Raw genomic sequence first — 26,436 nt, 5'->3', positions numbered from 1 at the left:
TCGCTCAGGTGTCGCTCAGGTGTCGCGGGCGGTGCAGACCGCGACGAGGTCGCGCAGCACCTGCAGCGCCTCGTCGTCCAGGGCCGCCGGGCCCTGGCGCAGCTCGTCGACAACCGCGGCCGCCTGCGCGGCGAGGTCGGTGATGTCCGCCTCGACGGCGTCGACGGCGCCGGTCGCGCGCAGCACGTCGCGCAGCTCGGCGACGCCCGCGTCGTCGAGGTCGGGGCGGCCGAGCAGCTTGTCGACGAGGGCGGCCTGGTCGGTGTCGGCGCGGTCGAGGGCGTGGGCCACGAGCAGCGTGCGCTTGCCCTCGCGCAGGTCGTCGCCGGCGGGCTTGCCGGTGCGGGCGGGGTCGCCGAAGACCCCGAGCACGTCGTCGCGCAGCTGGAACGCCTCGCCGAGGGCCAGGCCGTAGCGGGAGAGCGCGTCGAGGACCGGGGCCGGGAGCCCGCCGGCGGTGGCGCCGATGAGCAGCGGGTGCTCGATCGTGTACTTCGCGCTCTTGAAGCGCACGACCCGGCGCACCGAGGCGATCCGGGCGTCGAGGTCGAGGCCGTCCCAGCCGCGGGCCGACTCGAGCAGGTCGAGGTACTGCCCGCCCATCAGCTGGGTGCGCATCGTGTCGAAGGTGGTCCGGGCCCGGGCCACGTCCTGCGGGGGCAGGCCGCAGGTGGCGACGAGCTCGTCGGTCCACTGCAGGCACAGGTCGCCGGCGAGGATGGCGCCGCCCTCGCCGAAGCGGTCGCTCGGGCCGGACCACCCGGCCTCGCGGTGCCGCGCGGCGAGCGCCCGGTGGGCGGTCGGACGGCCGCGGCGGGTGTCGCTGCGGTCCATGACGTCGTCGTGCAGCAGGGCCGCGGCCTGGAACAGCTCCATGGCCGTCGCCATCCGGACCAGCGCGTCGGAGTCGGGCCGCCCGGCGAGGCGGTAGCCCCAGTAGAGGAAGCCCGCGCGCAGCCGCTTGCCGCCGACGAGCAGGTGGGCCACGGCGTCGACGAGCGGGTCGAGGTCGGCCCCCACCGGGGCGAGCACCGAGCGCTGGTGGGCGATCTCGGCGTCGACGACGGCCTGGACGCGCGCGCGCAGGTCGGACCGGTCCAGCGGGTCGGGCAGCACGGGCACAGGTCCTCCGGTCGTCGGGCCGGGGGTCAGGACCCGGTCGGCGGCGAGCCCCCAGCGTACGGCTCACCGCTGACAGCCGGACCGGCGGTGCACCGTACGGCGTCCCGGCGCGCACCTAGGCTGGTCGTCATGTCGGTCCCCACCGCCACGACGACCGCCCCGACGACCGCCCCGACGTCGGCCCCGACGACCCGGTCGATCCCGCAGGCGCTCGCGGCGCCCGAGCCGAGCATCAGCGTCGAGTTCTTCCCGCCGAGGACCGACGAGGCCGAGGCCACGCTGTGGGACACGGTGCGCCGGCTGGAGAAGCGGCACCCGTCGTTCGTGTCGGTGACCTACGGCGCGGGGGGCTCGACCCGCGATCGCACCGTCCGGGTAACCGAGCGGATCGCCCGCGAGACGACCCTGCTGCCGCTCGCGCACCTCACCTGCGTCGGGCACTCGATGACCGAGCTGCGCTCGGTCGTCGGCGCGTTCTCGGCCGCCGGCATCACCAACCTCCTCGCGCTGCGCGGCGACCCGCCGGGCGGCCCGGGGGAGGAGTGGGTGCGCCACCCAGAGGGGCTCGACCACGCCGAGGAGCTCGTCGCCCTGACCCGCTCGCTCGGGCCGTTCACCGTCGGTGTCGCCGCGTTCCCCGACCGGCACCCGGAGAGCCCGGACCTCGACCACGACGCCGACGTGCTCGTGCGCAAGGCCGACGCGGGCGCGGAGTTCGCCATCACGCAGTTCTTCTTCACCGTCGAGGCCTACCTGGCCCTGCGCGACCGGGTCGCCGCCCGAGGCCGCGACCTGCCGATCGTCCCCGGGCTCATGCCGGTCACCTCGGTGCGCCAGCTCGCCCGGATGACCGAGCTGTCCGGTCAGCCCGTCCCGCGGTCGGTGACCGACCGGCTCGAGGCGGCGGGCGACGACCCCGAGGCCGTCCGCGAGGTCGGCGTCGAGATCACGACCGAGCTCGCGCAGCGACTGCTCGCCGAGGGCGCACCGGGGCTGCACCTCATCACGATGAACCGCTCGCCCGCGACCCTGCAGGTGTGGGAGAACCTCGGGGTCACCGCCGCGCACTGACGGTGGTTCACTGAGCAGCGGCCCGGGGCGGATGGCGACCGGGTGCCGACCGACGAAAGGAGGCCCGGGTGAGCGTCCGACGAGTCCGGGTCCACCGGCAGAACGCCTACAACTCCGCCGTACGGACGTTCACGGTCCTCGTCGACGGTGAGCGAAGAGCGAAGCTGCGTAACGGTCGGACCGTCGACATCGAGGTGTCCCCCGGGGCGCACGCCGTCCAGGTGCGCATGAGCTTCATGTCCAGCCCGGCGTTCGACATCACTGCCGGAGAGCACGACGTCGACCTCGAGTGCCGGATCGTGGGAGGCGTCCTGGGCGCGTTCACCGACCCCGGTGGGTGGCTGCGCCTCAGCCCCGCGGAGTCCGACTCCCCGATCTAGCCCGTCGGGACGAAGAGGCGTCCTGAATGATCAGACGACCTCGACGGACTGGCCGCCGGTCAGGCGCAGCAGCTCGTCGTACGACGTCGCGAAGACCGCCCGCGGGTGCCCGGCCGCCGCCCAGACGGTGGGCCAGCGGGACAGGGCGATGTCGACGAAGGTCCGCATCGGGTGCAGGTGGCCGACGGGGGCGACGCCGCCGATGGCGAAGCCGGTCGCCTCGCGCACGGTCGCCGGGTCGGCGCGGTCGAGCGCGGCGACCTCGAGGACGTCGGCGACCTTGACGGTGTCGACCCGGTGCGCGCCGGAGGTGAGGACGAGCACGGGGACCGGCTCCGAGCCGGGCTCCTCGCGCAGGGCGAACACGAGCGAGCTGGCGATCTGGCCGACCTCGACGCCGAGCTGCTCGGCCGCCTCGGCGGCCGTCCGGGCCGAACCCGTGAGCACCGTGACGTCGCGGTCGACGAGCAGCTCGTGCAGGGCGGTGACGACCCGCTGGACCGAGGCGCTGGCGCGCACCGCGGCGTCGTCGTCCGCCGTCGCGAGGGGCTCCGGCGGCGTCATGGCCCGACGGTAGTGGGCGCGCGGGTCGCAGGAAGGAGAACGGTCCCCGTCGTCGCTTGACACGCTGTCCGAGGGCGGCTGTACCGTGGAGACATCGAACAGGTGTTCGACCCCGGTGGGTCGAGGAGCGTTCGCACGGCGGGTCCCCCCGGTCGCAGGACCGGGTCCCCGCCCTCATCCCACCATGCCCGAGAGCTGCCCGCGGAAGGGGCGATGCCGTCATGCGCCGGTACCACGATCCCGTCGACGTCCGGTCGGTGCGCGTCACCGCGCCGGCCACCGAGCCCGGCGAGCAGGACGAGCAGGGCGTCGGGCCCGTCGAGCCCGTCGAGCCGGTCGTCATCGGCGTGGACGCCCCGCCCGGCACCCCGGCCGGGTCCGAGGCCGAGCCGGTCCTCGCCCCGCAGGCCTTCATCTGGCACGACCGGCTGTACGTCGTCCGTCGCGTCCTCGGCCGATGGCGACAGCGCCGTGCCTGGTGGCGCGACGCGCTCGACCCGCGCCCCGGGCAGGCCACCGGCATCGCCGTCGCGTCGCGGGAGCAGCACGTGTGGCGCGTCGAGGCCGGGCCCGGCCGGCTCGCCGGGGTGGGGGTCTTCGACCTCGTCCACGACGACGCGCCGCAGCCCGGTGAGCCGGAGTGGGTGCTCGTCGGCGTCTCCGACTGACCACCACCCCGGCCGACCCACCCACCCCACCCCGACCGAGGAGAGCGATGAGCACCCACCACACCAGTCCCCGGGCGGCCGCGCCGCGGCCGGCCCGGGTGGGCACCGCGACCCTCGGCGACGGGCGGCGTCCGCCGGTGGCCACCCCGGTCCTCGACCTGCTCGACCGGTCCCGGGCCAGCCTGCTGCTGGCCTGCCGCACCGGCGACTCGGCCGAGCGCTACATCGAGGCGCACCTCGGGGCGCTGCGGGCCGCGGCGGCCCTGCTCGCCGCGCGCAGCGCGCCGACCGGGCGCTCGCGCCCGCGCAGCGTCTGGGAGGTGCTGCCGGCCGTGGCCCCCGACCTGGCCGAGTGGGCGGCCTTCTTCGCCGGGTCGGCGCGCCGACGGGTCGTCGTCGAGCGCGGCGGCGCCCCGAGCGCCCGCGAGTCCGACGACCTGCTGCGCCAGGCCGAGACCTTCCTCGAGATCGTCCAGGACGTCCTCGGCCTGCCCCGGGCCCAGCCGCTGCCGGACTACCTCGCCCCCCTCGCGCTCGCCCCGCTCCCGGCCCGCACGGGCGGCCGCGCGGCCCACGGCGGGCACACCGCACCCACCACCTCCGCCACCCCCTCCGGCCGCCGGCCGGGTCTCCCGACCTGACCGGGGGAGCCGTGCTCGACACCTTCGTCCACCTGCACGTGGCCTCCGGCTACTCGATGCAGTACGGCGCCTCGACCCCGGCCGCGCTCGTCGAGCGCGCGGCCGCGTGGGGCCAGCCCGCGCTCGCGCTCACCGACCGCGACGGCCTGTACGGCGCCGTGCGCTTCGTCCAGGCCTGCACCGAGTCCGGGGTCGCACCGATCCTCGGGGTCGACCTCGCGGTGCGGGTCCCCTCGGGCCGACCCCGCCGACCCGAGGGCGGGAGCGGCCGCTGGGGGCGCGCCGGAGGGCCGGCCGACTGGAGCGAGCGGGGGCTGTGGACCGGGCTCGAGGGCGGACCGGGGACGCGCGTCGCCGGCGGGGCGGGCGAGGTGCCCGGCTGGGGCGAGCGGTCGGGCCGGGTCCCGCCGCCGGCGTCGCGGACGACGTCCCGGCGCAGCGCGACCCCTCGCACCCCCGTCCGCGGCGGCGCGGCCGTCGACGCCCGCTGGCCCCGGGTCACCGTCCTCGCCCGGGGGCGGCGGCTGGGGCTCGAGGCGGGGGTCGGCTGGGCCCGGCTGTGCCGGCTCGTCACCCGCACCCACCTCGCCGGTGAGCGGGGCGAGCCGGTGACCACCCCCGAGCTGCTGCTCGACCACGCCGCGCCACCCGGCTGGGCACCGGGGGACGTGGACGGCGGCGCGACCGGCCGCCGGTCCGGGACGGGCCCGACCGACCTCGGACCGAGCCCGCTCGTCGTCCTGCTCGGTCCCGACTCCGACGTCGGCCGGGCCGCCCTGGCCCGTCGCCGCGACCTGGCCCGCGAGGCGCTCGCGCGCTGGCGGGCGCTGCTGCCCCCCGACGCCCTCGCCCTCGAGGTGGTCTGCCACGGCGGGCCGGAGGGCACCCCCGGCAACCTCGGGCACGCGGCGCGGATGCTCGCCCTCGCCCACGAGCAGGGCGTGCGGGTCGTCCTGTCCGCCGCCGTCCGGCACGCCGACCCGGACGAGGCGGCGACCGTCGACGTCCTCGACGCCGCCCGCCGTCTCGTCGCCCTCGACGTGCGCCACCTCGACCGGGTGACGACGGCCGGGCACCTCAGCCCGACCCCGGCGATGCTCGCCGTCGCCTGCGACGTCGTCCAGGCCTCCGGCCCGGGTCTCGCCGGTGGCACGACCCGGGTCCGCGAGGGCGCCCGGCGGCTGCTCGCCTCGACGGTCGACCTGGCGATGGAGTGCGTCCTCGACCCCGCGCTCGACCTCGGGATCGGCGGGGTGCACCTGCCCGAGCCGCAGGTCCTCGGGCTGCGCCCCGACCAGGACCCGCAGGCCGTCCTCGCCGAGCGCTGCCGGGCCGCCGTCGGGGGCCGCTACCCCGGGGCGACGGCGTCCGAGCTCGCTGCCGTCGAGACCCGGCTCGACGACGAGCTGGGTGTCATCGGCGGTCTGGGCTACCCCACCTACTTCCTCACCGTCGCCACCGTCGTCGACCTCGTCAAGGAGATGGGGGTCCGGGTCGCCGCGCGCGGGTCGGGGGCCGGGTCGCTCGTCAACTACCTGCTCGGGATCTCCGGGGTCGACCCGATGCGCTACGGCCTGCTCATGGAGCGGTTCTGCTCCCCGCTGCGGGCGCAGCTGCCCGACATCGACGTCGACGTCGAGTCCGCCCGCCGCACCGAGATCTACGAGCGGGTCCTCGAGCGCTTCGGCGGCGACCGGGTCACCTGCGTCTCGATGATGGACAGCTACCGGGTGCGGCACGCCATCCGCGACGTCGGCGCCGCGCTCGGGATGGCCCCCGCCGAGGTCGACGCGATGGCCAAGGCCTTCCCGCACATCTCCGCCCGCAACGTCCGGCACGCCATCGCCGACCTGCCCGAGCTGCGGGCCAGCGGCTTCGACGCGCCCCGGCTGCAGCTCATGCTCGACCTCGTCGAGCGGCTCGACGGCCTGCCCCGGCACATCGCCCTGCACCCGTGCGGGGTGATCCTGTCCGACTCCGGTCTGCTCGACCGCACCCCGGTCGAGGCCAGCTTCATCGGTTTCCCCATGAGCCAGTTCGACAAGGACGACGTCGAGGCGCTCGGGCTGCTCAAGCTCGACGTCCTCGGCATCCGGATGCAGTCGGCGATGGCCCACGCCGTCGAGCAGATCCGGCTCGTCGACGAGGTGGACGTCGACCTCGACGACCGCGCCCAGGTGCCGCTCGACGACGAGGCGACCTTCCGGATGATCCGCACGACGCACACCCTCGGGTGCTTCCAGATCGAGAGCCCCGGCCAGCGCGAGCTCATCGGCAAGTTCGGCCCCGAGTCGTTCGAGGACATCGTCACCGACATCTCGCTCTTCCGGCCCGGACCGGTGAAGTCGGACATGATCGTGCCCTTCCTCAACGCCCGGCAGGGGTGGGCGCAGCCGGAGTTCCTCCACCCCACCCTCATCCCGGCGTTGCAGGAGACCGAGGGCGTCGTCGTCTTCCACGAGCAGGTCCTGCTCATCGTCGCCGAGACGACCGGGGTCACCCTCGCCGAGGCCGACGAGGTCCGGCGGGCCATGGGCTCGCCCCAGGGGCAGGCCCAGGTCCTCGCGTGGTGGCGCCCGGCGGCCCTGGCCCGCGGCTACCCGACCGAGGTGGCCGACCGGATCTGGGAGGTCCTCAAGGCGTTCGCGTCGTTCGGGTTCTGCAAGGCCCACGCCGCCGCCTTCGCGCTGCCCACCTACCAGTCGGCCTGGCTCAAGACCCACCACCCGGCGGCCTTCCTGTCCGGCGTCCTCACCCACGACCCGGGGATGTACCCCAAGCGGCTCATCCTCGACGACGCCCGCAGCCTCGGGATCACCGTCCTCGGGCTCGACGTCAACGCCTCCTGCGGTCAGTACGTCGTCGAGCGGCTCGCCGACGACCTCGACGACGCCGGTGACCTCGCCGGTCGAGGTGGTCGGGGCGCTGCGGGGGAGCGTCGTGGTCCCCGGGCGCCGGAGAACCCCGACCTGCCCGACGGCAGCGCCTACGGGATCCGGCTGTCGCTGGCCGACGTCAAGGGGATCAGCGCCGCCGAGGTCGAGCGGATCGTCGCCGGCCGGCCGTACGCCACCCTCGCCGACTTCTGGCGCCGCGCCCGGGTCTCGCGACCCGTCGCCGAGCGGCTCGTCCTCGCCGGGGCGTTCGACGCCGTCTACGGGATCGGGGCGGCGACCCGGCGCGCCCACCGTCCGCGGGTCTCGCCCTTCCCGGCCGCCACGTCCGCGGACGGTTCCGCCGGCTCGCTCGACCCGGCGCCCGACCCGGCGACCGACCCGGCGACCGACCCGGCGACCGACCCCGCGACCGACCCCGCGACCGACCCCGCGACCGACCCCGCGACCGACCCCGCGACCGACCCCGCGACCGACCCCGCGACCGACCCCGCGCCGCGGGCGGCCGACGACCTCGTCGCCGCCGTCCCGTCGGCGACGGGTCCGGGTCGCCGCGGCCGGGTGACCCGGCGCGACCTGCTGCTGCACGTGGCCGAGCTCGACCGGTGGTCACGTGCCGCGGGGAGCGGCCGGGGCGGGTCACGGTCCCGGGTCGCCGCCGCGACCTCCTCGGCCCGCACGGTCGTCACCAGCCGGGTGCCCGACGGCGACCCCAGCGCCGGCCCCCGTCCCGCCGACTGGGCCGCGACGCGCCCCGGGACCGGTGCCGGGGCCCGTCCCGGTGCGGGTCCCGGTGAGCGCGTCGCCCCGTCGGGCGAGGCGCCCGACCCCGGGACCCCCGGGTCGCGGACGGCGGTCGCCGACGCCCTGCGCATCGCCCGGGAGGGCGGGCCGTCGGGCTCGGGGACCGGCCGGGGCAGCGCCCGCTGGGGCGGCGACGTCGACGTCGCCCGGCTGGCGGCGTCGCAGTCGCGCTCCGCCCGCCCGGCCGTGCCCGCCGACCGCCAGGCGGCCCAGCTCACCCTCGACCTCGGCGACACCCCACGGCTCGAGCGCGGCACCGGCCTGCCGGAGATGACCGGGCCCGAGCGGGTGCGCGCCGAGCTCGACATCCTCGGCCTCGACGCCAGCGCGCACGTCGTCGACTTCTACGCGCCGATGCTCGACGCCCTCGGGGTCACCCGCTCGCGCGACCTGCTCCGGGCCCGCAGCCGCAGCGAGGTGTGGATCGCCGGCGTCAAGGTCGCCACCCAGACCCCGCCGGTGCGCTCGGGTCGCCGGGTCGTCTTCCTCACCCTCGACGACGCCACCGGCCCGTCGGACGCGACGTTCTTCGAGGACGTCCAGGGCCCGTACGCCGGCACCGTCTTCCACTCCTGGATGCTCCTCGTCCGCGGGGTCGTGCGCCGGACCGGGCCGCGCGGGGTGTCGGTCCGCGCCACGGGTGCGTGGGAGCTGTCCGCGCTGTGGGAGGCCTGGACCCGCGGTGGCCTCGACGGCGTCCACCGCGCCGTCCGGGCCGCCGACGACGAGGCCCGCGCCCGCAGCGCCGCCGGGGTCGCGTCCGCGGCCGGCATCGGCAGCGTCGCCCCCGAGCAGACCACCCCGGCCGCCCGGACCCGGGCCGGAGGAGGGCGCGAGCGCGGCGGCGACCGCACCGACGAGACCCGCGGTGCCCCCGGCGGCGACCGGGTCACCGGCCAGGTCGACGACCGCCGCGCCGGGGCGGCGTGGGTGCCGGAGCAGCCGTACGGCGACGTCGGTCCCGGTGGCGTCGGCCGCACCGGCCGGGCCGGGGGCATGGGCGGTGGCCGGCTCGACCACCTGCCCCCCGCCGCGTCCGCCGCGTCCGCCGGACCTCGCGACGCGGCGCCCTCCGGGGCGGCGTCGGGCGGGGTCGGCCACCAGGTCGACGGGGTCCACACCCGACGGGTGCTGCTGCACGCCTCCGGGTTCAAGCAGTCGCCGTACGCCGACGTGCGCCCGGCCGGCGGCGACACCCGTGGCTCGCGCGCGATGGCGGGCGCCCACGTCGTGCCCGACGCCGTCGCGCCGTCCTGGCCCGACCGCCCCGGACGTCCCGAGGGGGAGAGCCACGAGAACCACGAGAGCCATGAGAGCCGCGAGGGCTACGAGGGCCGCGAGAGCCACGACGACGTCGACGTCCTCGCCGTCCCGCCGCGCAAGCTGTGGCACTCCAGCCCGGGAAGCTCGGGGCACTAGTGTTGAGGGACCAGTACGCGAGCGGGCCGTCCCGGAGCCCGGGTGACGACGGGCTGGAGGACGGAGGGCGGTCCCGGTGGCCGAGGAACGACGTCCGGCCGCACGGGCCGGGGCCGCGGCCCTGCGGACCCACGCCGTCGGCGCCACGCTCGACCGGCTCCTGGTCGACGAGCAGGCGCGGCTCGGGCGCCCGCTGCGCGTCCTCGACCTCGGCGGCGGGACCGGCGGCCTCGCCGTCCACCTCGCCGGCCTCGGGCACGCGGTCACCGTCCTCGACCCCAGCCCCGACGCCCTCGCGGCGCTCACCCGCCGGGCCGCCGAGGCCGGGGTGGCCGACCGGGTCACCGCGGTCCAGGGCGACGCCGACTCGCTGGGCCACGCCGGGACGAGCGACGGGACGAGCGACGGGACGAGCGACGGGACGAGCGACGGGACGAGCGACGCCGCCCTGGACGGCCCCTACGACCTCGTCTGCTGCCACGGCGTCCTCGAGGTCGTCGACGACCCGGCGGCGACGCTCGCCGCGCTGGCCGGCGTCCTCGAGCCCGGGGGACGGCTGTCGGTCACCGTGGCCGGCCGGCTGGCCGCCGTCCTCGCCCGCGCCCTGGTCGGGGACCTCGACGCCGCGCTCGCCGTCCTCACCAGCGACGACGGTCGCGCCGGGAGCGCCGACCCGCTGCCGCGCCGGTTCGACCTCCCCGGCCTGCAGCGCCTGCTCGACGGCGCCGGCCTCGCCGTGGACCACCTCCAGGGCGTCCGCGTCCTCGGCGACCTCGTCCCCGCGGCCATCCTCGACGACCCGCGCCGGCGCGAGGCCTACCTCGCCCTCGAGGAGGCCGCGACGACGCACCCGGAGCACGCCGCCGTCCTCGGCGGTCTCGGCGCGCACCTGCACGCCGTCGCCCGCCGCGCCTGACCGGCGTCCCACCGCGACCGACCCGACGCCCACCGCACCCGACCCGCGGGGCGCCGTACGGGCTCGTCCCGAGGGGGGCGGGCCGTGAGCCGGCGGCAGTACGCCGCGCCGCGCCGCCCGGCGGGGGAGCCCGACGACACCGGGTGCACCGTCCTGCACGTCGACATGGACGCCTTCTACGCCTCGGCCTCGCTCATCGACCGGCCGGAGCTGCGCGGTCTGCCCGTCATCATCGGCGGCGGCGCCCGCTCGGTGGTCCTGTCGGCGACGTACGAGGCGCGCCGCTACGGCGTCACCGCGGCGATGCCGATGTCGCGCGCCCGCCGGCTGTGCCCGCAGGGGGTCGTCGTCGCCCCGGACTTCACCCGGTACGCGCAGATCTCCGACGCGATCATGGCGACGTTCCGCTCGGTCACCGACCTCGTCGAGCCGATGTCGCTCGACGAGGCGTTCCTCGACGTGGCCGGCGCGACCCGCCGGCTCGGGCCGCCGACCCGGATCGCCCAGCTGCTGCGCGACACCATCGCCGACGAGCAGGGCATCACCTGCTCGGTCGGGGTGGCCTCGACGAAGTTCGTCGCCAAGCTCGCCTCCGGCCTGGCCAAGCCCGACGGGATGATCGTCGTCCCCGTCGCCGAGGTGCTCGGCTTCCTCCACCAGCTGCCCGTCGGCGCGCTGTGGGGGGTGGGGGAGCGCACCGAGGAGACCCTCGAGCGGCTCGGGCTGCGGACCGTGGCCGACCTCGCCCACGTCCCCGTCGAGACGCTGCGCGCCGCGCTCGGCGACGCCACCGGCACCCACCTGCACCACCTGGCCTGGGGCCGCGACGAACGGGTGGTGGTGCGCACCCAGCGAGAGAAGAGCATCGGCTCGGACGAGACCTTCGGGCAGGACGTCGACGACCCCGTCGTCATCCACCGCGAGCTGCTGCGCCTCAGCGACCGGGTGGCGGCGCGGGTGCGCGCCGCCGGGCTCGTGGGCCGCACCGTCACCCTCAAGGTCCGCTTCTCCGACTTCACGACGATCACCCGCTCGCGCACGCTGCGCGACCCCACCGACGTCTCCCGCGACGTCTACGCGACGGCGCGCTCGCTCTTCGACGGCCTCGGGCTGCAGCGGGCCCGGCTGCGGCTGGTCGGGGTCCGGATGGAGGGGCTCCTCGAGGCGGCCGGCGCCCCGATCCAGCCCACCCTCGACGAGCCCGAGCAGGGCTGGCGCGACGCCGACCGGGCGGTCGACCGGGCCAGCGCCCGGTTCGGCGCCGGTGCGGTCCGCCCGGCCTCCCTGGTCAAGGACCCCGGCGTCCCCGGCCGCCGCACGGTCCCCGCCGGGCCCCGACGGGCGTGACACCCGCGACAGTCGTGAGACAACCGTGGGACTTCTGTCGCGGGCTCCCAGCCCGAGGACTTACAGTGACAGCAGCACGAGTAGACGAGTCAGACGGCGAACTCAGCCGGGCCGTCAGTCGTCCTACTGATGAATGCCCCGGTGCGTTGGGAGGTCGCGGTGCCGCTCTCGGAACATGAGCAGAAGGTGCTCCAGCAGATGGAGCAAGCCCTCTATGCCGAGGATCCGCGATTCGCGTCGCACATCACGAACCACGGACTCGGTCGCAACCGCCGCCGCCTCATCCTCGGCGTCGTCGGCGTCGTCGCCGGTCTGGCCCTCGTGGTCCTCTCCGCACTCAACGGCCTCATCTGGCTCGGCGCGGTCGGCTTTGCCCTCATGGTCGCCGGAGGCGCGTTCGCCTTCACCCCGGCCAAGAAGGCCGCCCTCGGCACCGTCGACGCCGACGGCACCGTGCGCCGGGCCTCGACCGGCGGCCGCCCGGCGCGGCCGACCAAGCGACGCGGCGCGACGTTCATGCAGCGCCTCGAGGAGCGCTGGGACCGTCGTCGCGACGACAACACCTGGTGACCGCGGTCGGCTGAGCAGCCAGCGCCCCTCACCGGCGGGGCCGCGCACCTGACCGGCGGGGCGCCGTACGGCGTCGTCCGACGCCGCCTACGCGGCGCCGAGCAGGAGCACGCCCGCGGCCCAGGTGCTGGCGACGACCCACGCCGCCGTCAGCTCGACGAGGACGGACACCCCGACGGCGGCCAGGGCGGACCGGGTCACCCGCCACGCCCGCGCGGCGTCGCGGTGCCGGCCCGCCTCGACGAGGAAGATCGCGCCGACGAACCCCACGGGCGCGCCGACGACGGGCAGCAGGACCCCGGCGACGAGGGCGACGACGACGGACAGCGCCAGCGTCCACGAGCCCACCCCCGCGCCCCGCAGCCGCCGGCCGGGCACGAGGTACCGCACGACGAGGCCGACGAGGTAGACGACGGCGCACACCCCGACCACGACCCACGCCCGGCGGTCGTGGTGCAGCCCGGCCCACACCGCCGTCGACGCCGCCACGAGCGCCAGGCCCGGCAGGACGGGCACGACGATGCCGACCATGCCCACGAGCATGAGGAGCACCGTCAGCGTCACGCCCACGCGCCCACCCTCCCACGCGGACCCGCCGCCGCCACCGACGACGAGGCCCCGGTCGCGGCCCGCTGGTGCGGGCCGGCCGGGGCCGGAGGAGGGGCGGTCACCGAACCGCCCCCGGATCGTCGGGGGGAGGACGGCCGTCAGCGGACGGCGTCCTCCTGGTCACGGCCGAGACGGTCGGTCTCGTCCTGGATCTCGCTCGCCTGGGACTGGAGCTGCGGGAGGTGCTGCCGCCCGTGGTGCGCGCAGAACAGCAGCTCGCCGCCGGTCGTGAGGCGGGCGCGAATGTAGGCCTGGGCGCCGCAACGGTCGCACCGGTCGGCCGCGCTGAGGCTGGGAGCCAGCGTCGTGTTCACGTCTGCCTTCTCTCTGGTGTCGGTTCCGAGGGGACGGTGGTCGGCCGTCACCCCCGTCGGGTCATATCGCTATGACGTCCGTCCTGCGCCGCTGGTTCGCGTCGCCGGACTGCCGTAGCAACAGTCAAACACGCCGTGCTCTTCCCGGCAGGGAGGGTGCCGCGATGTGACCCATCCGTCCTCCGGCTGTGACCTGACGGACGATGGCGCCGCCGCGCGGACGACCCTGCCACCTTCTCCATCGGCAGGGTCCTGGCGAGTCTGAGGAGGCGCGTCGGTGCCGCCGGATACCCTGCCGACGCACGTGCAGCACCTCGCAAGGCCAGAAGGGACCCCCGCTTGTCCACCGTCGCCCGCACCGACCCCGGCGCCTACACCGCCCGCCACCTGCAGGTCCTCGAGGGCCTCGAGGCGGTCCGCAAGCGCCCGGGGATGTACATCGGGTCCCGCGACAGCAAGGGGCTGATGCACTGCCTGTGGGAGATCATCGACAACGCGGTCGACGAGGCCCTCGCCGGCCACGGCGAGCGGATCGACGTCGTCCTGCACCCCGACCGCTCGGTCGAGGTCCGCGACCGGGCCCGCGGCATCCCCGTCGACATCGAGCCGCGCACCGGGCTGACCGGCGTCGAGGTCGTCTTCACCAAGCTGCACGCGGGCGGCAAGTTCGGCGGGTCGTCGTACGCCGCCACCGGCGGTCTGCACGGCGTCGGCGCCTCGGTGGTCAATGCCCTCTCCGGGCGGCTCGACGTCGAGGTCGACCGGGCCGGGAAGACCTACGGGATGAGCTTCCGGCGCGGCGAGCCGGGGGTGTACGACGACACGGCGACCGGCGGTGCGCCCGGCCCCGACGCGCCCTTCACGCCCTACGTCAAGGGCAGCGAGCTGCGGCTGGTCGGCAAGGCCCGCCGCGGCGTCACCGGCACCCGCATCCGGTTCTGGCCGGACCACCAGATCTTCGAGAAGGACGCCGAGCTCGACTACGCCGCGCTGGCCGACCGCGCCCGGCAGACCTCGTTCCTCATCCCCGGGCTCCAGCTCGTCGTCCGCGACGAGCGCGGGCTTCCCGGCACGCCGGGGGAGTCCGGCCCGAGCGAGGAGGTCTTCCACCACGACGGCGGGATCACCGAGTTCGTCGAGTTCCTCGCCCCGGACGCGCCCGTCACCGACGTGTGGCGGCTGCAGGGCTCCGGCACGTTCCGCGAGACGGTGCCGGTGCTCGACGCGACCGGGCAGATGACCCCGACCGAGCTCGAGCGCGAGTGCACCGTCGACGTCGCGCTGCGCTGGGGCACCGGCTACGACACCCGGATGCAGTCCTACGTCAACATCATCACCACCCCCAAGGGCGGCACCCACGTCCAGGGCTTCGAGCAGGCGCTGCTCAAGGTCTTCCGCAAGCAGCTCGAGCTCAACGCCCGCCGGCTCAAGGTCGGCACCGACAAGGTCGAGAAGGACGACATCGCCGCCGGCCTGACCGCCGTCGTCACCGTCCGGCTCGCCGAGCCGCAGTTCGAGGGGCAGACCAAGGAGGTCCTCGGCACCTCCGCGGTCCGGGCGATCGTCTCGCGCGTCATCGAGCAGGAGCTGACCGACCGGATCACCAACCCGCCGCGCGGGCAGAAGGGCGGCCCGGCCCTGCTGCTGGAGAAGGTCGTCTCCGAGATGAAGTCGCGGATCAGCGCGCGGCTGCACAAGGAGACCCAGCGCCGCAAGACCGCGCTCGAGTCCTCGTCGCTGCCGGGCAAGCTCAAGGACTGCCGCACCCACGAGGTCGGCCGCTCCGAGCTGTTCATCGTCGAGGGCGACAGCGCGCTCGGCACGGCCAAGGAGGCGCGCAACAGCGAGTACCAGGCGCTGCTGCCGATCCGCGGCAAGATCCTCAACGTCCAGAAGGCGTCCGTCGCCGAGATGCTCAAGAACGCCGAGTGCGCCGCGATCATCCAGGTCATCGGCGCCGGGTCGGGACGCACCTTCGACCTCGACTCCGCGCGCTACGGCAAGGTCATCGTCATGAGCGACGCCGACGTCGACGGTGCGCACATCCGCACCCTGCTGCTGACGCTGTTCTTCCGCTACATGCGTCCGCTGGTCGAGGCCGGCCGGGTCTACGCGGCGATGCCGCCGCTGCACCGGCTCGAGGTCATCAACCAGAACAAGCGCAACGACTACGTCTACACCTACAACGAGGCCGAGATGCGCCGCACCCGTGCGTCGCTGGAGAAGCGCGGCAAGCGGGTCAAGGAGCCGCCGCAGCGTTACAAGGGCCTCGGCGAGATGGACGCCGACCAGCTGGCCGAGACGACGATGGACCCGCGCCACCGCACCCTGCGCCGGGTGACGCTCACCGAGGCCGAGCGCGCCGAGTCGGTCTTCGAGCTGCTCATGGGCAACGACGTCGCCCCGCGCAAGGACTTCATCATCGACTCCGCCGCGGCGCTGGACCGCGCCCGCATCGACGCCTGAGCAGCGCGGCACCGCGCTCGGGCGGTCGGGCGCCTGACAGCGTCCTGTGCCTACGATGAGGCCGACGTCGGCCAGCAGCGAACCAGACGGGGGACCAGCCACACCATGGACGACCACGCCCAGGAGCCGGCGACCGCGGACGCGCAGGCACCGCAGACCCCGGTCGAGCCGGCCGACGCCGTCCCCTATCGGGGGGCTGCGCCGGCCTCCGGCCCGCTGCGCCCCGACGAGGTCGCCTGGGCGCAGACGACGCTCCGCTCGGTCTCCGCGGCCTTCGGCGGACGCGTCGTCGGGCAGGCCCGCCTGCAGGAGACGCTGCTCATCGGGCTGCTGACCGGCGGGCACGTCCTGCTCGAGTCGGTCCCCGGGCTGGCCAAGACGACGGCCGCCTCGACGCTGGCCCACGCCGTGTCCGGCTCGTTCCGCCGCATCCAGTGCACCCCCGACCTGCTGCCGAGCGACATCGTAGGCACCCAGGTGTACGACGCCGGCAAGGCCGTCTTCGAGACCCACCTCGGCCCCGTGCACGCCAACTTCGTCCTCCTCGACGAGATCAACCGCTCGAGCGCGAAGACCCAGTCGGCGATGCTCGAGGCGATGCAGGAGCGGCAGACCTCGATCGGCGGCCGCGGCTACCCGCTGCCCGAGCCGTTCCTCGTCCTGGCCACGCAGAACCCCATCGAGCAGGAGGGCACCTACCCGCTGCCCGAGGCCCAGCTCGACCGGTTCATGCTCAAGGACGTCCTCGACTACCCCACGCTGGAGGAGGAGGCCGAGGTCCTGCACCGCATCGACCAGGGCGTCTTCACCGGCGAGCAGCGGGCCGTCGTCGCCCTCGACGACGTCCGCCGCCTGCAGGCCCTCACCCGCCGGGTGTACGTCGACCCGGCGATCGTGCGCTACGCCGTCGGCGTCGTCTACGTCACCCGCCACGCGGACCGGTACATCGACCCGGCGCAGGCCCGCTACATCGACATCGGGGCCAGCCCGCGGGCCAGCATCGCCTTCGTCCAGGCCGCCCGGGCCCGGGCCGTCCTCGCCGGGCGCGACCACGTCGTGCCCGACGACGTCAAGGCGCTGGCCCACCGGGTGCTGCGCCACCGGGTCGTCCTCGGCTTCGAGGCCGTGGCCGAGGACGTCCGGGTCGAGTCCCTCGTCGACGCCCTCGTGGCGACGGTGCGCACGCCCTGACCGGCGCGACGGTCCGGCGAGCACGGGGAGGGACGGGATGACGGCGCTGCTGACGAAGGTCAAGAGCAGGCTCTTCGTCGTCGCGCACCGCAAGACGTGGGGGATGCTGGACGGGGAGTACACCTCGGTCTTCCGCGGCCGCAGCCTCGACTACGACGACCTGCGCGAGTACGTCCCCGGCGACGAGGTCCGCGACATCGACTGGAAGGCCACCGCGCGGCACGGCTCGCCGCTGGTCAAGCGGTACGTCGCCACGCGCCAGCACCAGCTGCTCCTCGTCGTCGACACCGGCCGGGGGATGGCCGCGCAGGCCGCGTCGGGTGAGGCGAAGTGGCAGGTCGCGGTGAGCGCGGCCGGGCTGCTCGGCTACCTCGCGCTGCGGCACGGTGACCTCGTCGGCCTCGTCGAGGGCGACGCCGGCTCCACCCGCCCGCACCCGGTCAAGGCCGGCGAGGCGCACCTCGAGCGGCTGCTGCGCGCCGTCGCCACGCGCACGACGCTCGAGTCGGGGGACAGCCGCTTGGTCGAGCAGCTGCGCTACGTCGCCGAGCACTACCGGCGCCGGATGCTCGTCCTCGTCGTCGCCGACGACCACGAGGTGGACGAGGAGGAGCTCGCGCTCGTGCGCCGGCTGCACGCCCAGCACGAGATCCTCTGGGTCGGGGTCGAGGACGCCGACCCCACGACCACCGCGCGCGGCGCGACGGCGTACGACGTCGCGGACGCCGCCGTCCTGCCGCCGCAGCTGCGCCTGGACCGGCGGCTGGCGCAGGCCTACGCCCTTGCCGTCGCCGAGCGGCGCGAGACGCTGGGTCGCACGCTCGAGCGGCTCGGCATCGTCCACGTCCGGGTCGGCTCGAGCGACGCCGCCCTGGCCGCCGTGTTCCGGCTCCTGGAGAGGCAGCGACGTCGTGGGCGGTGACGGGTTCTACGCCCCGATGGGTTACTCCGGCGTCTGGCTCGTCGTCGGTCTCGTCCTGCTGCTGGCCGTCGCGGGGTGGTACCTGCTGGTGTGGGCGCGGACCCGCCCGGCCCCTCCGCCCCCGCCCCCGCCGGCGGACCCCCCGGGGGTCCACGTCATCCGGCTGCGGGAGGGGGCGCTGCGCCGCATCGACGAGATCGTCCGCGACGTCCAGGAGGGCCGCTCCACCCCGCGCCGCGCCCACCAGGAGCTCAGCGCGACCGTGCGGCAGTTCGTCAGCGACGCGTCGGGGGTCGGCGTGACGACGATGACCCTCACCGAGCTGGGCCGCTCGGGCCAGCCCCGCCTGCGCCCGCTCACCGACACCGTCCTCGCGCTCTACCCCGGCGAGTTCGGGCCGCACGACGGCAGCGTCGCCGACGCCGCCGAGAGCGCCCGCCGGGCGGTGACCTCGTGGAGCTGAGGCAGCCGTGGGTCCTCGTCCCCGCCGTCGCGGGCGTCCTCGTGCTGGTCGGGGTGCTGTGGCTGGTGCTGGGGCGACGACGTCGTACGGGCACCGTCGCGCTCGCCAACACCGAGCTGCTGCGCCGGCTGCCCGAGTTCCTGGCCGCCGTCCGACGCCACCGGCTGCGCGAGACGGCGGTCGCCGTCCTCGCCCTCGCGGTCGCCGCGGCGGCGGTCGTCGGGGCCGCCCGCCCGGTCGAGCGCCAGGTGCTGCAGCGCAGCCAGGACAACCGCGACATCGTCCTGTGCCTCGACGTGTCCGGGTCGATGATCGACGTCGACGCGCAGCTCATCGACACCTTCTCCCGGCTCGCCGAGGGCTTCCGCGGGGAGCGCCTGTCGCTCGTCATCTTCAACTCGACCGCGGTGCCCGTCTTCCCGCTCACCGACGACTACGACTTCGTCACCGCGCAGCTGGCCCGCGCGCGGGACGCGCTGCAGACCCTCGACCCCGAGGACAGCTTCTTCGCCGGCACCCTCAACGGCGACGGCAGCTCGCTCATCGGCGACGGCCTGGCCACGTGCGCCCGCTCCTTCGACCACCCCGAGCTGCAGCGGACCCGCTCGATCGTCCTCGCGACCGACAACGAGGCCGCGGGCCGCTCGCTCTTCAGCCTCCCCGAGGCCGGCCAGCTGGCGCAGCGCGAGCAGGTGCAGGTCTACGGGATCAACCCCTCGGACAGCCCGGCGTCCTCGCCGGCGCGCGAGATGCGCTCGGTCGTCACCGCCACCGGCGGGCTCTACTACGCGCTCGGCGACGACGGCGCCGTCCCGCAGATCCTCGAGCAGGTGACCCGGCGCGAGGGCAGCCGGATCCCGGCCACCCCGCAGGTCGTCACCACCGACCAGCCCACCACGCAGGTCGTGCTCGCGGGGGCGGCGCTGCTCGCCCTGCTCCTCGTGCGGCGGCTGCGCTGGCGCCGGGGGTCGTCGTGAGCCTCACCTTCCTGCCCGTCGTGCCGTGGCTGGTGCTGCTGCTCGTCGCCGTCGTCGCCGGGGTGCTCGTCTGGGCACCCCCCGGCCGGGACGAGCCGGCCCAGCCGACCACGGCGCGGGTACGACGCTCCGGCCTCGTCGTGCTGCTGCTGGTCGCGGCGACCCGCCCGGGGCTGCCGGGGGGCCAGGTCGACCTGCGGACCAGCGACCTCGACGTCTTCCTCGTCATGGACACGACGGTGTCGATGAACGCCGAGGACTGGCAGGGGGGCCGGACCCGTTTCGAGGGGGCCAAGCAGGACGCCGAGGCCATCGCCGCACGGCTGCCGGGGGCGCACTACTCCCTCATCACCTTCGACCACGAGGCGGTGACCCGGCTGCCGCTCACGTCCGACGCCCAGGCCCTCGGGACCGCGCTCGACATCCTCACCCTCGAGACGTCGTCGTACTCGCGCGGGTCGAGCACCACCGTGGCCGGCCCCGACGTCGCCGCGGCGCTCCAGCGCGAGAAGGACGCCCACCCCGAGCGGGCGCGGGTCGTGTTCTACCTCGGCGACGGGGAGCAGACCGCCGACGGCGCGCTGGAGCCCTTCGCGGTCGACCCGGCGCTCGTCGGCGGCGGCGCCGTCCTCGGCTACGGCACCGCCGCGGGCGGCCGGATGCGCCAGACCGACCAGGGGGCCGACGGCTACGTCGACGACCCGTCCACCGGCGAGCCGGCCCTGTCCCGGCTCGACGAGAGCAACCTGCAGGCCATCGCGCGGCAGCTGAAGGTGCCCTACCTGCACCGCACCGCCGCCGACGGCGCCGCCGGCATCGTCGCCCGGGTCCGGCTCGACGACAGCGCCCGCTCCGCCGCCTCCGACGAGCGCTCGGTCGCCGGGCGGGTCGAGCTGTACTGGGTCGCCCTCCTCGGCCTCGCCGGGCTGGCGGCGTGGGAGGCGGCGGCGACCCTCGCCGGGGTGTGGACCACGCGACGCCGTACGGGGTCGCGGAGCGGGACCGAGCAGCAGCCGCCCGTGACACGACCCGCGAACGCAGGAGGACGCCGGTGACCACCCTCACGAGCCCGCCGACCGACCCGTTCCTCGACGGGCCCGACGGGTCCGACCACGACGGGCCGCCCCCCGAGACGCCGCAGGCGCGCTCGGAGCGGCTGGCCCGCCGGCGACGGCTCGTCGTGTGGTCGCTGCCGGTCGTCCTCGTCGTGCTCGCCGTCGCGCTCAAGCTGCTGACGATGGTCGCGCTCGGGCAGCAGGCGCGCTCGGCGTGGGACCAGGGCAACATCACCTCGCTGCAGTCCGCCGGCGACCGGCTGGGGTTCCTCGACCTGATCGAGCGGCACAAGGCGCCGTTCGCGCGGGGCGACGCGAAGGTGCTCGCCGGCGACCTCGACGGCGCCCGGGCCCAGTTCGAGCGGGCGCTGAGCCTGGCGCCCGCCGACGGGCTGGAGAACTGCCAGATCCGCGTCAACCTCGCGGCCGCGCTGGAGAAGCTCGGTGACGCGGCGCGCTCCTCCTCCGGCGGGCTGGCCGCGGCCACGCCCTACTACGACCGCGAGCAGGAGGTCGCGGCCGCCGCCCCGCCCGGCTGCTTCCAGCCCGGCGGGCAGGGCACGGGGCAGCAGCTGGACCAGGCGCAGCAGCGGGCCCGCGACAAGAGCCGGGCGACGCCGTCGCAGCCGGGGCAGGACCAGCAGCAGGGCGAGCAGGGCCAGCAGCCGGACCCGAGCAAGGAGCAGCAGCTGGACCAGAAGACCAAGGAGAACCAGCAGCAGCGCGACCAGGGCGCGCAGGGCCAGCGCGACTCGGGCAGCGACGGGCTGCCGCACGTCGACAAGCCCTGGTAGGGAATCCCCGGGCGGGCCGGCGGGGTTGCCGCCGGTATGACGAACCTGACCTTCGGTCCCGTGGTGCTCGGCGGCAACGTCTTCGGCTGGACGGCCTCGCGCGAGGAGTCCTTCGCGGTCCTCGACGCCTTCCTCGAGGGCGGCGGCGTGGCGATCGACACCGCCGACTCCTACATGCAGCGCGCGCCGGGCAACTCCGGCGGCGAGTCCGAGACGATCATCGGCGAGTGGCTGGAGTCGCGCGGGGTGCGCGACCGGGTCCAGGTGCACACCAAGGTGTTCAGCAAGCACGACCGGCCGGGGCTGTCGGCGAGCAACGTCGCGCTCGCCGTCGACGAGTCGCTGAAGCGGCTGCGCACCGACCACGTCGACCTGCTCTACGCGCACCGCGACGACCACGACGTGCCGCAGGAGGAGTACGTCGAGGCGTTCGACCGCCTCGTGCGGGCGGGCAAGGTCCGCGAGGTCGGGGCCTCGAACTTCTCCGCAGGCCGGCTCTCGTCGGCGCTGGACCTCGCCGCCGAGCACGGGTGGACGCCGTTCACGGTGGCGCAGGACCACTGGAACCTCGTCGAGCGCGAGCTCGAGCACACCCTCGTGCCGACGCTGCGCGAGCGCGGGATCGTCGAGCTGCCGTACTTCTCGTTGGCGGCCGGGTTCCTCACCGGGAAGTACCGGCCCGGGCAGACGCCGGACTCGGCCCGCTCGGAGAGCGCCGGCGCCTACCTGGCCAAGCAGGGCGCGACCGAGCTGCTGACCACCCTCGACGACGTCGCCGGCGCCCACGGGGTGTCGGTCGCCGCGGTCGCCCTGGCCTGGCTGCGCGAGCAGGACCCGGTCGGCGCGCCGATCGCCAGCGCCCGGACGCTGGAGCAGGTCGCGCCGCTCCTGGAGTCGGCGACCCTCGAGCTGTCCCGGACCGAGCTCGACGCCCTGACCAGCGCCTCCGACGTCGTCACCGGCTCCGCCGCCGCCTGACGGACGCGCACACCCCCAGAACCCCACTTGTTGCCACTTTTCGACGCTCAAGCGCTCGGCGAGCCGTCCATGGGACGGTCGAAAAGTGGCAACAAGTGGGGTGTCCGCACGTGGGGGGAACGCGTGTGGCCGTCTCCTGTCAGAGGGGGGTGAGGTCGGCGGCCCAGGTGCGGGCGCCGACGGCGGCCTCGCCGCACGAGTTGCGCCTGGGCGCGCCCTCCTCGACCCGCAGGGCGACGCGCCAGCGGCGGCCGTCGCGGTGGGTCACCTCGGCGAGCCGGTCACCGGTCAGGACCACGCCGAGCGAGGCCGGGTCGTCGTCACCGAGCTGCGCCCGTACGGCGGACTCGGCGACCTGGGCCTGCGGCGGCAGGCCGCTCGCGCCGCGGTCGTGCCAGGGGCCGAGCAGCGCGGGGGCCAGGCGCCCGGCGTCGGCCGCGAGGAGGGCGGTGGTCACGTCGTCGGGGGAGAGCCGGGCGAGGGTGCGGCCCCAGGGAAGCAGGACGCCGGTGGGGGAGAAGCGGTGACCGCCGGTGTGCGAGCACTCCCACACCCGGCCGGGGTGGGCGGCGTGCCCGGCGAGGGCGACGGGTCGGCCCCGCACCGCGCAGCACACGTCGCGCCGCCCGTTGGTGCAGACCAGCAGCACCGGCTCGGCCGGGGCGAGCCCGGGCAGCGACGCCCGGACGGCGGCCTCGTCGCCGCGGGCCAGCGCGTCGACGTCGAGCGCGTCGAGGTCCTCGGCCCGTGCCACCCGCGCCCCCAGGAGGAAGGCGGGCGCGCCCGGGGCGCCGGTCCAGGCGACGTACACCTGCCGCGGCCGCCCCTCGCCGTGCGCGGGGTGGTCACCCGGGGCGCGCAGCAGCGCGAGCCGGCCACCGCGCGACGTGCAGGCGGTGCCGAGCCGCACCCCGACGTCGGCGGGCAGCCGCGACTGGGTCAGCGCGGCACGCCCCCACGGGCCTGGCTGCTCGAGCCCGACCCAGAACGTCGCCGGCGCCGCGGTCCCGTACGCCGTCGCGTCGCCCGCGCCGTCCCACACCACCGAGCACGCGTCGGGCGCGCTGCGGGCGGTGGGGGGCGTCATACGGGCGAACCTATCCGGCGCCGCCGAGCGCCCCGACGGGGGATCAGCGCGGTCCGCTGATCGCGGCGATGACCGCGCTCGCCGGGACGCCGGACCCATCGCGTCGACCGGTCGCCTCGGGCAGCGCGACGGCGACGCCGTTGGCGGCCGCCGCCCGCGCCGGTGTGCCGCCGGCCCAGGCGAGGACGAGCGCGTCCTCGCCCTTGAGGAAGCGGTGGCAGCGCACGCCACCGGTCGCGCGGCCCTTGGCCGGGTACTCGGTGTACGGCGTCACCTTGAGGCTCCCGGCCTCGGTGCCGGGCAGCGCGCCGGACGACCCGCTGCTCGTGACGACGACCGGGTCGCGGGCCGGGTCGACGACCCCGAAGAAGACGACCTTCTGCCCCGCGGCGAGCTTGATGCCGGCCATGCCGCCGGCGGTGCGGCCCTGCGGCCGGACCGCCGAGGCGGGGAAGTGCAGCAGCTGCGCGTCGCTGCTGACGAGGACCAGGTCGTGGGCCTCGTCGGTGACGACGGCCGCCCCGACGACGCTGTCGCCGGGCTTGAGGCCGATGAGCTCGAACCGGTCGCCCTTGGGGTAGTCCGGCACGACCCGCTTGACGACGCCCTGGGCCGTCCCGAGCGCGAGGCCGGGGGCCTCGGGGTCGAGGGAGGCCAGGGTGAGCGGCTCCTCGCCGCGGGGCAGGTCGACGTACGCCGCCAGCGGCGCCCCGCCCGAGAGGGCCGGCGCGCCCGCGGTCGGCGGCAGCGTCGGCAGCTCGAGGACCGGCAGCCGCACCATCCGCCCGGCGGAGGTGACGAGGCCGACCTCGCCGCGCGCGGTCGCCCGGACGGCGCCGACGAGGACGTCGTGCTTGCTGCGCCCGCCCTCGTCCGACAGCGGTTCGTCGGTGCTCGTGCGGGCCAGCAGCCCGGTCGAGGACAGCAGCACCCAGCACGGGTCGTCGGCGACCTCGAGCGGCACGGCCGCGGCCGCGGCTCCGGTGCGCGGGGCCCCGCCGGCCGACTCGAGCAGGACGGTCCGGCGCGGGGTGCCGTGCGCCTTGGCGACGTCGGCCAGCTCGCTCGAGACGGTGCGCAGCAGCTGCTTCTCGTCCTCGAGCAGCGCGCGCAGGCCCTCGATCGTCGCGCGCAGCTCGTCCTGCTCCTTCTCCAGCTCGATCCGGGAGAACTTGGTCAGGCGGCGCAGCTGGAGCTCGAGGATGTAGGTCGCCTGCCGCTCCGACAGGTCGAAGACCTCCATGAGGCGGGTGCGCGCGGCGCCGGCATCGTCCGAGCCGCGGATGAGCTGGATGACCTCGTCGATGTCGAGGATGGCCAGCAGCAGGCCCTCGACGAGGTGCAGCCGGTCCAGCGCCCTGTCGAGCCGGTGCTGGGTGCGCCGGCGCACGACGTCGGTGCGGAAGTCGACGTAGACCTTGAGCAGCTCCTTGAGGCCCAGCGTGCGCGGCTGGCCCTCGACGAGCGCGACGGCGTTGATGTTGAAGGAGTCCTCCATCGGCGTCAGCCGGTAGAGCTCCTCGAGCACCGCCTCGGGGTGGAAGCCGTTCTTCACCTCGATGACGAGCTGCAGCCCGTGGGTGCGGTCGGAGAGGTCCTTGACGTCGGCGATGCCCTGCAGCCGCTTGGCGTTGACCTGGTCCTTGATCTTCTCGATGACCTTCTCGGGGCCGACGAGATAGGGCAGCTCCGTGACGACGATGCCCTTGCGGCGCGGCGTGACGCTCTCGATCCGGGCGGTGGCGCGGGTGCGGAAGCCACCGCGGCCGGTGAGGTAGGCGTCGCGGATCCCCTCGAGGCCGACGATCTTGCCGCCACCGGGCAGGTCCGGGCCGGGGACGAACTTCATGAGGTCGTCGAGCGAGCAGTCCGGGTGGGCGATGAGGTGGCGCGCGGCGCCGATGACCTCGACGAGGTTGTGCGGGGCCATGTTCGTCGCCATGCCGACGGCGATCCCGCTGGCGCCGTTGACGAGCAGGTTGGGGAAGGCGGCCGGGAGGACCTCGGGCTGGCGGCCCGAGTCGTCGTACGTGGGCACGAAGTCGACGGCGTCCTCGTCGAGGCTGCCGACCATGAGCATCGCCGCGGCGCCCAGCCGGCACTCGGTGTAGCGCGCGGCGGCCGGGCCGTCGTCGAGCGAGCCGAAGTTGCCGTGCCCGTCGACGAGCGGCAGCCGCATCGTGAAGGGCTGGGCGAGCCGGACGAGGGCGTCGTAGATCGCCGTGTCGCCGTGCGGGTGGTAGCGGCCCATGACCTCGCCGATGACGCGGGTGCACTTGACGTGCGCGCGGTCGGGGCGCAGGCCCAGCTCGTCCATCGCGTAGAGGATCCGGCGCTGCACCGGCTTGAGGCCGTCGCGCGCGTCGGGCAGCGCCCGCGAGTAGATGACCGAGTAGCTGTACTCGAGGAACGCGGAGCGCATCTCCTCCTCGACGTCGATGTCGATGATGCGCTCGACGATGTCCTCGGGGGGCGGAGGAGGGGTCTTGCCACGTGCCATGGGGCCAGTCTCCCGTAGCCCCGACGGGGCGTCGCACCCGCCACGCCGCCTCAGTGGTCGCCGAAGCGCCCCCGGTGCACGACCTCGGCGGGGGGACGACGCCCCCGCTTGAGCGACGGGCTGCGCGGCCCGGGCGCCTCGTAACCCAGCGCGACCACCCCGACGATGGTCCGGGTCCGGGGGATGGCGAACGTCTCGTGGACGTCGTCGTGCATCTCGGGGGCGACGCCGAAGAACAGCCCGCCGAGGCCGTGGTCGACGGCGGTGAGGAGGATGAGCAGCGAGGCCATGCCCGTGTCGACGTCCCAGTACGGCACCGGCCAGCGGGCCTCGTCGCGGTCGCTCCAGCCCTTGTCGGGGGCGGCGTACCGGTCGAGGTAGGCGTCCTTGTGCGAGCAGCACAGCACGAGCGCGGGCGCCTGCATCATCCCGGCCAGCCACGCGTCCGGGTCGTCCGGGTCCTCGCTCGCGGCCTCCCAGAACGCCCGGCGCTCCTCGGGCGAGGTGAGCAGGACGAAGTCCCAGCCCTGGCTGAAGCCGGCGCTGGGGGCGCGGACGGCCGCGTCGAAGCAGGCGTCGAGGACGTCGGTCGGCACCGGCCGGTCCGGGTCGTAGCGGCGGACCATGCGGCGGCGGCGGACGACCTCGGCGAGCTCCATGCCGTGATGCTGGCACGCCGGGCCC

The 26,436-nt window shown here is 75.5% G+C and carries 23 protein-coding genes; 16 read left to right on the top strand and 7 right to left on the bottom strand.

Annotation, left to right across the window (positions count from 1 at the left end; genetic code table 11):
• Positions 1-15: 15 nt before the first annotated feature.
• A complete protein-coding gene (locus FB458_RS18645) occupies positions 16-1,113 on the bottom strand; it encodes a polyprenyl synthetase family protein (protein WP_141850705.1) in 1,098 nt (365 codons plus the stop codon).
• A 138-nt stretch (positions 1,114-1,251) separates the two neighbouring features.
• Between FB458_RS18645 and metF the strand changes: the two genes are divergently transcribed.
• Together metF and FB458_RS18635 are read left to right on the top strand one after the other, a co-directional pair.
• Positions 1,252-2,193 carry a methylenetetrahydrofolate reductase [NAD(P)H] gene (metF, locus tag FB458_RS18640; protein WP_141849819.1) on the top strand — a complete coding sequence of 314 codons (942 nt, stop codon included), beginning with the start codon at positions 1,252-1,254 and terminating at the stop codon, positions 2,191-2,193.
• A gap of 68 nt (positions 2,194-2,261) precedes the next feature.
• Entirely contained in the window at positions 2,262-2,573 is a 312-nt protein-coding gene (locus tag FB458_RS18635) for a hypothetical protein (protein WP_141849818.1), read from the top strand.
• A gap of 30 nt (positions 2,574-2,603) precedes the next feature.
• Here the strand turns inward: FB458_RS18635 and FB458_RS18630 are convergent, their stop codons facing one another.
• Entirely contained in the window at positions 2,604-3,137 is a 534-nt protein-coding gene (locus FB458_RS18630; protein ID WP_141849817.1) for a YbaK/EbsC family protein, read from the bottom strand.
• A gap of 221 nt (positions 3,138-3,358) precedes the next feature.
• Here FB458_RS18630 and FB458_RS18625 point away from each other — a divergent pair, with 221 nt between their 5' ends.
• From FB458_RS18625 to FB458_RS18595, 6 genes are all read left to right on the top strand, one after another.
• Complete coding sequence (locus FB458_RS18625) at positions 3,359-3,805, top strand: DUF6504 family protein (protein WP_246061369.1); 447 nt, start codon at positions 3,359-3,361, stop codon at positions 3,803-3,805.
• A gap of 47 nt (positions 3,806-3,852) precedes the next feature.
• Positions 3,853-4,446, top strand: coding sequence for an SAV_6107 family HEPN domain-containing protein (locus FB458_RS18620; RefSeq protein WP_170185747.1), 594 nt, complete (start codon positions 3,853-3,855; stop codon positions 4,444-4,446).
• 11 nt (positions 4,447-4,457) lie between these two features.
• Positions 4,458-9,563 carry a DNA polymerase III subunit alpha gene (gene dnaE / locus FB458_RS21955; RefSeq protein ID WP_246061367.1) on the top strand — a complete coding sequence of 1,702 codons (5,106 nt, stop codon included), beginning with the start codon at positions 4,458-4,460 and terminating at the stop codon, positions 9,561-9,563.
• A gap of 76 nt (positions 9,564-9,639) precedes the next feature.
• The gene (locus FB458_RS18605; protein WP_211356092.1) at positions 9,640-10,479 is read left to right on the top strand and encodes a methyltransferase domain-containing protein; all 840 of its coding nucleotides are present in this window, start codon (positions 9,640-9,642) and stop codon (positions 10,477-10,479) included.
• 84 nt (positions 10,480-10,563) lie between these two features.
• The gene (gene dinB / locus FB458_RS18600) at positions 10,564-11,826 is read left to right on the top strand and encodes a DNA polymerase IV (RefSeq protein WP_141849816.1); all 1,263 of its coding nucleotides are present in this window, start codon (positions 10,564-10,566) and stop codon (positions 11,824-11,826) included.
• Between the two features lie 159 nt (positions 11,827-11,985).
• Positions 11,986-12,396, top strand: a complete 411-nt coding sequence (locus tag FB458_RS18595) for a DUF3040 domain-containing protein (RefSeq protein ID WP_141849815.1) — start codon at positions 11,986-11,988, stop codon at positions 12,394-12,396.
• An 87-nt stretch (positions 12,397-12,483) separates the two neighbouring features.
• Here the strand turns inward: FB458_RS18595 and FB458_RS18590 are convergent, their stop codons facing one another.
• Positions 12,484-12,966, bottom strand: coding sequence for a DUF456 domain-containing protein (locus tag FB458_RS18590; protein ID WP_246061365.1), 483 nt, complete (start codon positions 12,964-12,966; stop codon positions 12,484-12,486).
• Between the two features lie 137 nt (positions 12,967-13,103).
• The gene (locus tag FB458_RS18585; RefSeq protein ID WP_141849814.1) at positions 13,104-13,319 is read right to left on the bottom strand and encodes a DUF7455 domain-containing protein; all 216 of its coding nucleotides are present in this window, start codon (positions 13,317-13,319) and stop codon (positions 13,104-13,106) included.
• A 339-nt stretch (positions 13,320-13,658) separates the two neighbouring features.
• Between FB458_RS18585 and FB458_RS18580 the strand changes: the two genes are divergently transcribed.
• The 8 genes from FB458_RS18580 (at position 13,659) to FB458_RS18550 (ending at position 22,165) form a co-directional block, all read left to right on the top strand.
• Positions 13,659-15,785: a DNA gyrase/topoisomerase IV subunit B gene (locus tag FB458_RS18580; RefSeq protein ID WP_141849813.1), complete on the top strand. Its 2,127-nt coding sequence runs from the start codon at positions 13,659-13,661 to the stop codon at positions 15,783-15,785.
• 105 nt (positions 15,786-15,890) lie between these two features.
• Positions 15,891-16,976, top strand: a complete 1,086-nt coding sequence (locus FB458_RS18575; RefSeq protein WP_141849812.1) for an AAA family ATPase — start codon at positions 15,891-15,893, stop codon at positions 16,974-16,976.
• 37 nt (positions 16,977-17,013) lie between these two features.
• Positions 17,014-17,898 carry a DUF58 domain-containing protein gene (locus tag FB458_RS18570; RefSeq protein WP_141849811.1) on the top strand — a complete coding sequence of 295 codons (885 nt, stop codon included), beginning with the start codon at positions 17,014-17,016 and terminating at the stop codon, positions 17,896-17,898.
• Positions 17,888-18,361, top strand: a complete 474-nt coding sequence (locus FB458_RS21470; RefSeq protein WP_170185746.1) for a hypothetical protein — start codon at positions 17,888-17,890, stop codon at positions 18,359-18,361. The genes FB458_RS18570 and FB458_RS21470 overlap by 11 nt, the downstream gene beginning before the upstream one ends.
• Positions 18,352-19,338 carry a VWA domain-containing protein gene (locus tag FB458_RS18565; protein ID WP_170185745.1) on the top strand — a complete coding sequence of 329 codons (987 nt, stop codon included), beginning with the start codon at positions 18,352-18,354 and terminating at the stop codon, positions 19,336-19,338. The genes FB458_RS21470 and FB458_RS18565 overlap by 10 nt, the downstream gene beginning before the upstream one ends.
• On the top strand, positions 19,335-20,393 hold the full coding sequence (locus FB458_RS18560; protein WP_141849809.1) for a VWA domain-containing protein: 1,059 nt from the start codon (positions 19,335-19,337) through the stop codon (positions 20,391-20,393). Before FB458_RS18565 ends, FB458_RS18560 begins: the two co-directional genes overlap by 4 nt.
• On the top strand, positions 20,390-21,187 hold the full coding sequence (locus FB458_RS18555; protein ID WP_141849808.1) for a tetratricopeptide repeat protein: 798 nt from the start codon (positions 20,390-20,392) through the stop codon (positions 21,185-21,187). The genes FB458_RS18560 and FB458_RS18555 overlap by 4 nt, the downstream gene beginning before the upstream one ends.
• A gap of 36 nt (positions 21,188-21,223) precedes the next feature.
• A complete protein-coding gene (locus FB458_RS18550) occupies positions 21,224-22,165 on the top strand; it encodes an aldo/keto reductase (RefSeq protein WP_141849807.1) in 942 nt (313 codons plus the stop codon).
• 139 nt (positions 22,166-22,304) lie between these two features.
• Here the strand turns inward: FB458_RS18550 and FB458_RS18545 are convergent, their stop codons facing one another.
• Genes FB458_RS18545 through FB458_RS18535 form a run of 3 tightly spaced genes read right to left on the bottom strand, consistent with a single transcriptional unit; the run spans position 22,305 to position 26,411 of the window.
• Entirely contained in the window at positions 22,305-23,252 is a 948-nt protein-coding gene (locus tag FB458_RS18545; protein WP_170185744.1) for a ferredoxin family protein, read from the bottom strand.
• Between the two features lie 43 nt (positions 23,253-23,295).
• Entirely contained in the window at positions 23,296-25,752 is a 2,457-nt protein-coding gene (locus FB458_RS18540; protein ID WP_141849805.1) for a DNA gyrase/topoisomerase IV subunit A, read from the bottom strand.
• A gap of 50 nt (positions 25,753-25,802) precedes the next feature.
• The gene (locus FB458_RS18535; RefSeq protein WP_141849804.1) at positions 25,803-26,411 is read right to left on the bottom strand and encodes a nitroreductase family protein; all 609 of its coding nucleotides are present in this window, start codon (positions 26,409-26,411) and stop codon (positions 25,803-25,805) included.
• Positions 26,412-26,436: the final 25 nt, after the last annotated feature.

It is taken from the genome of Lapillicoccus jejuensis, assembly GCF_006715055.1.
In the GTDB taxonomy this organism is placed as follows: domain Bacteria; phylum Actinomycetota; class Actinomycetes; order Actinomycetales; family Dermatophilaceae; genus Lapillicoccus; species Lapillicoccus jejuensis.
This window is presented reverse-complemented; position numbering and strand designations above follow the sequence as displayed.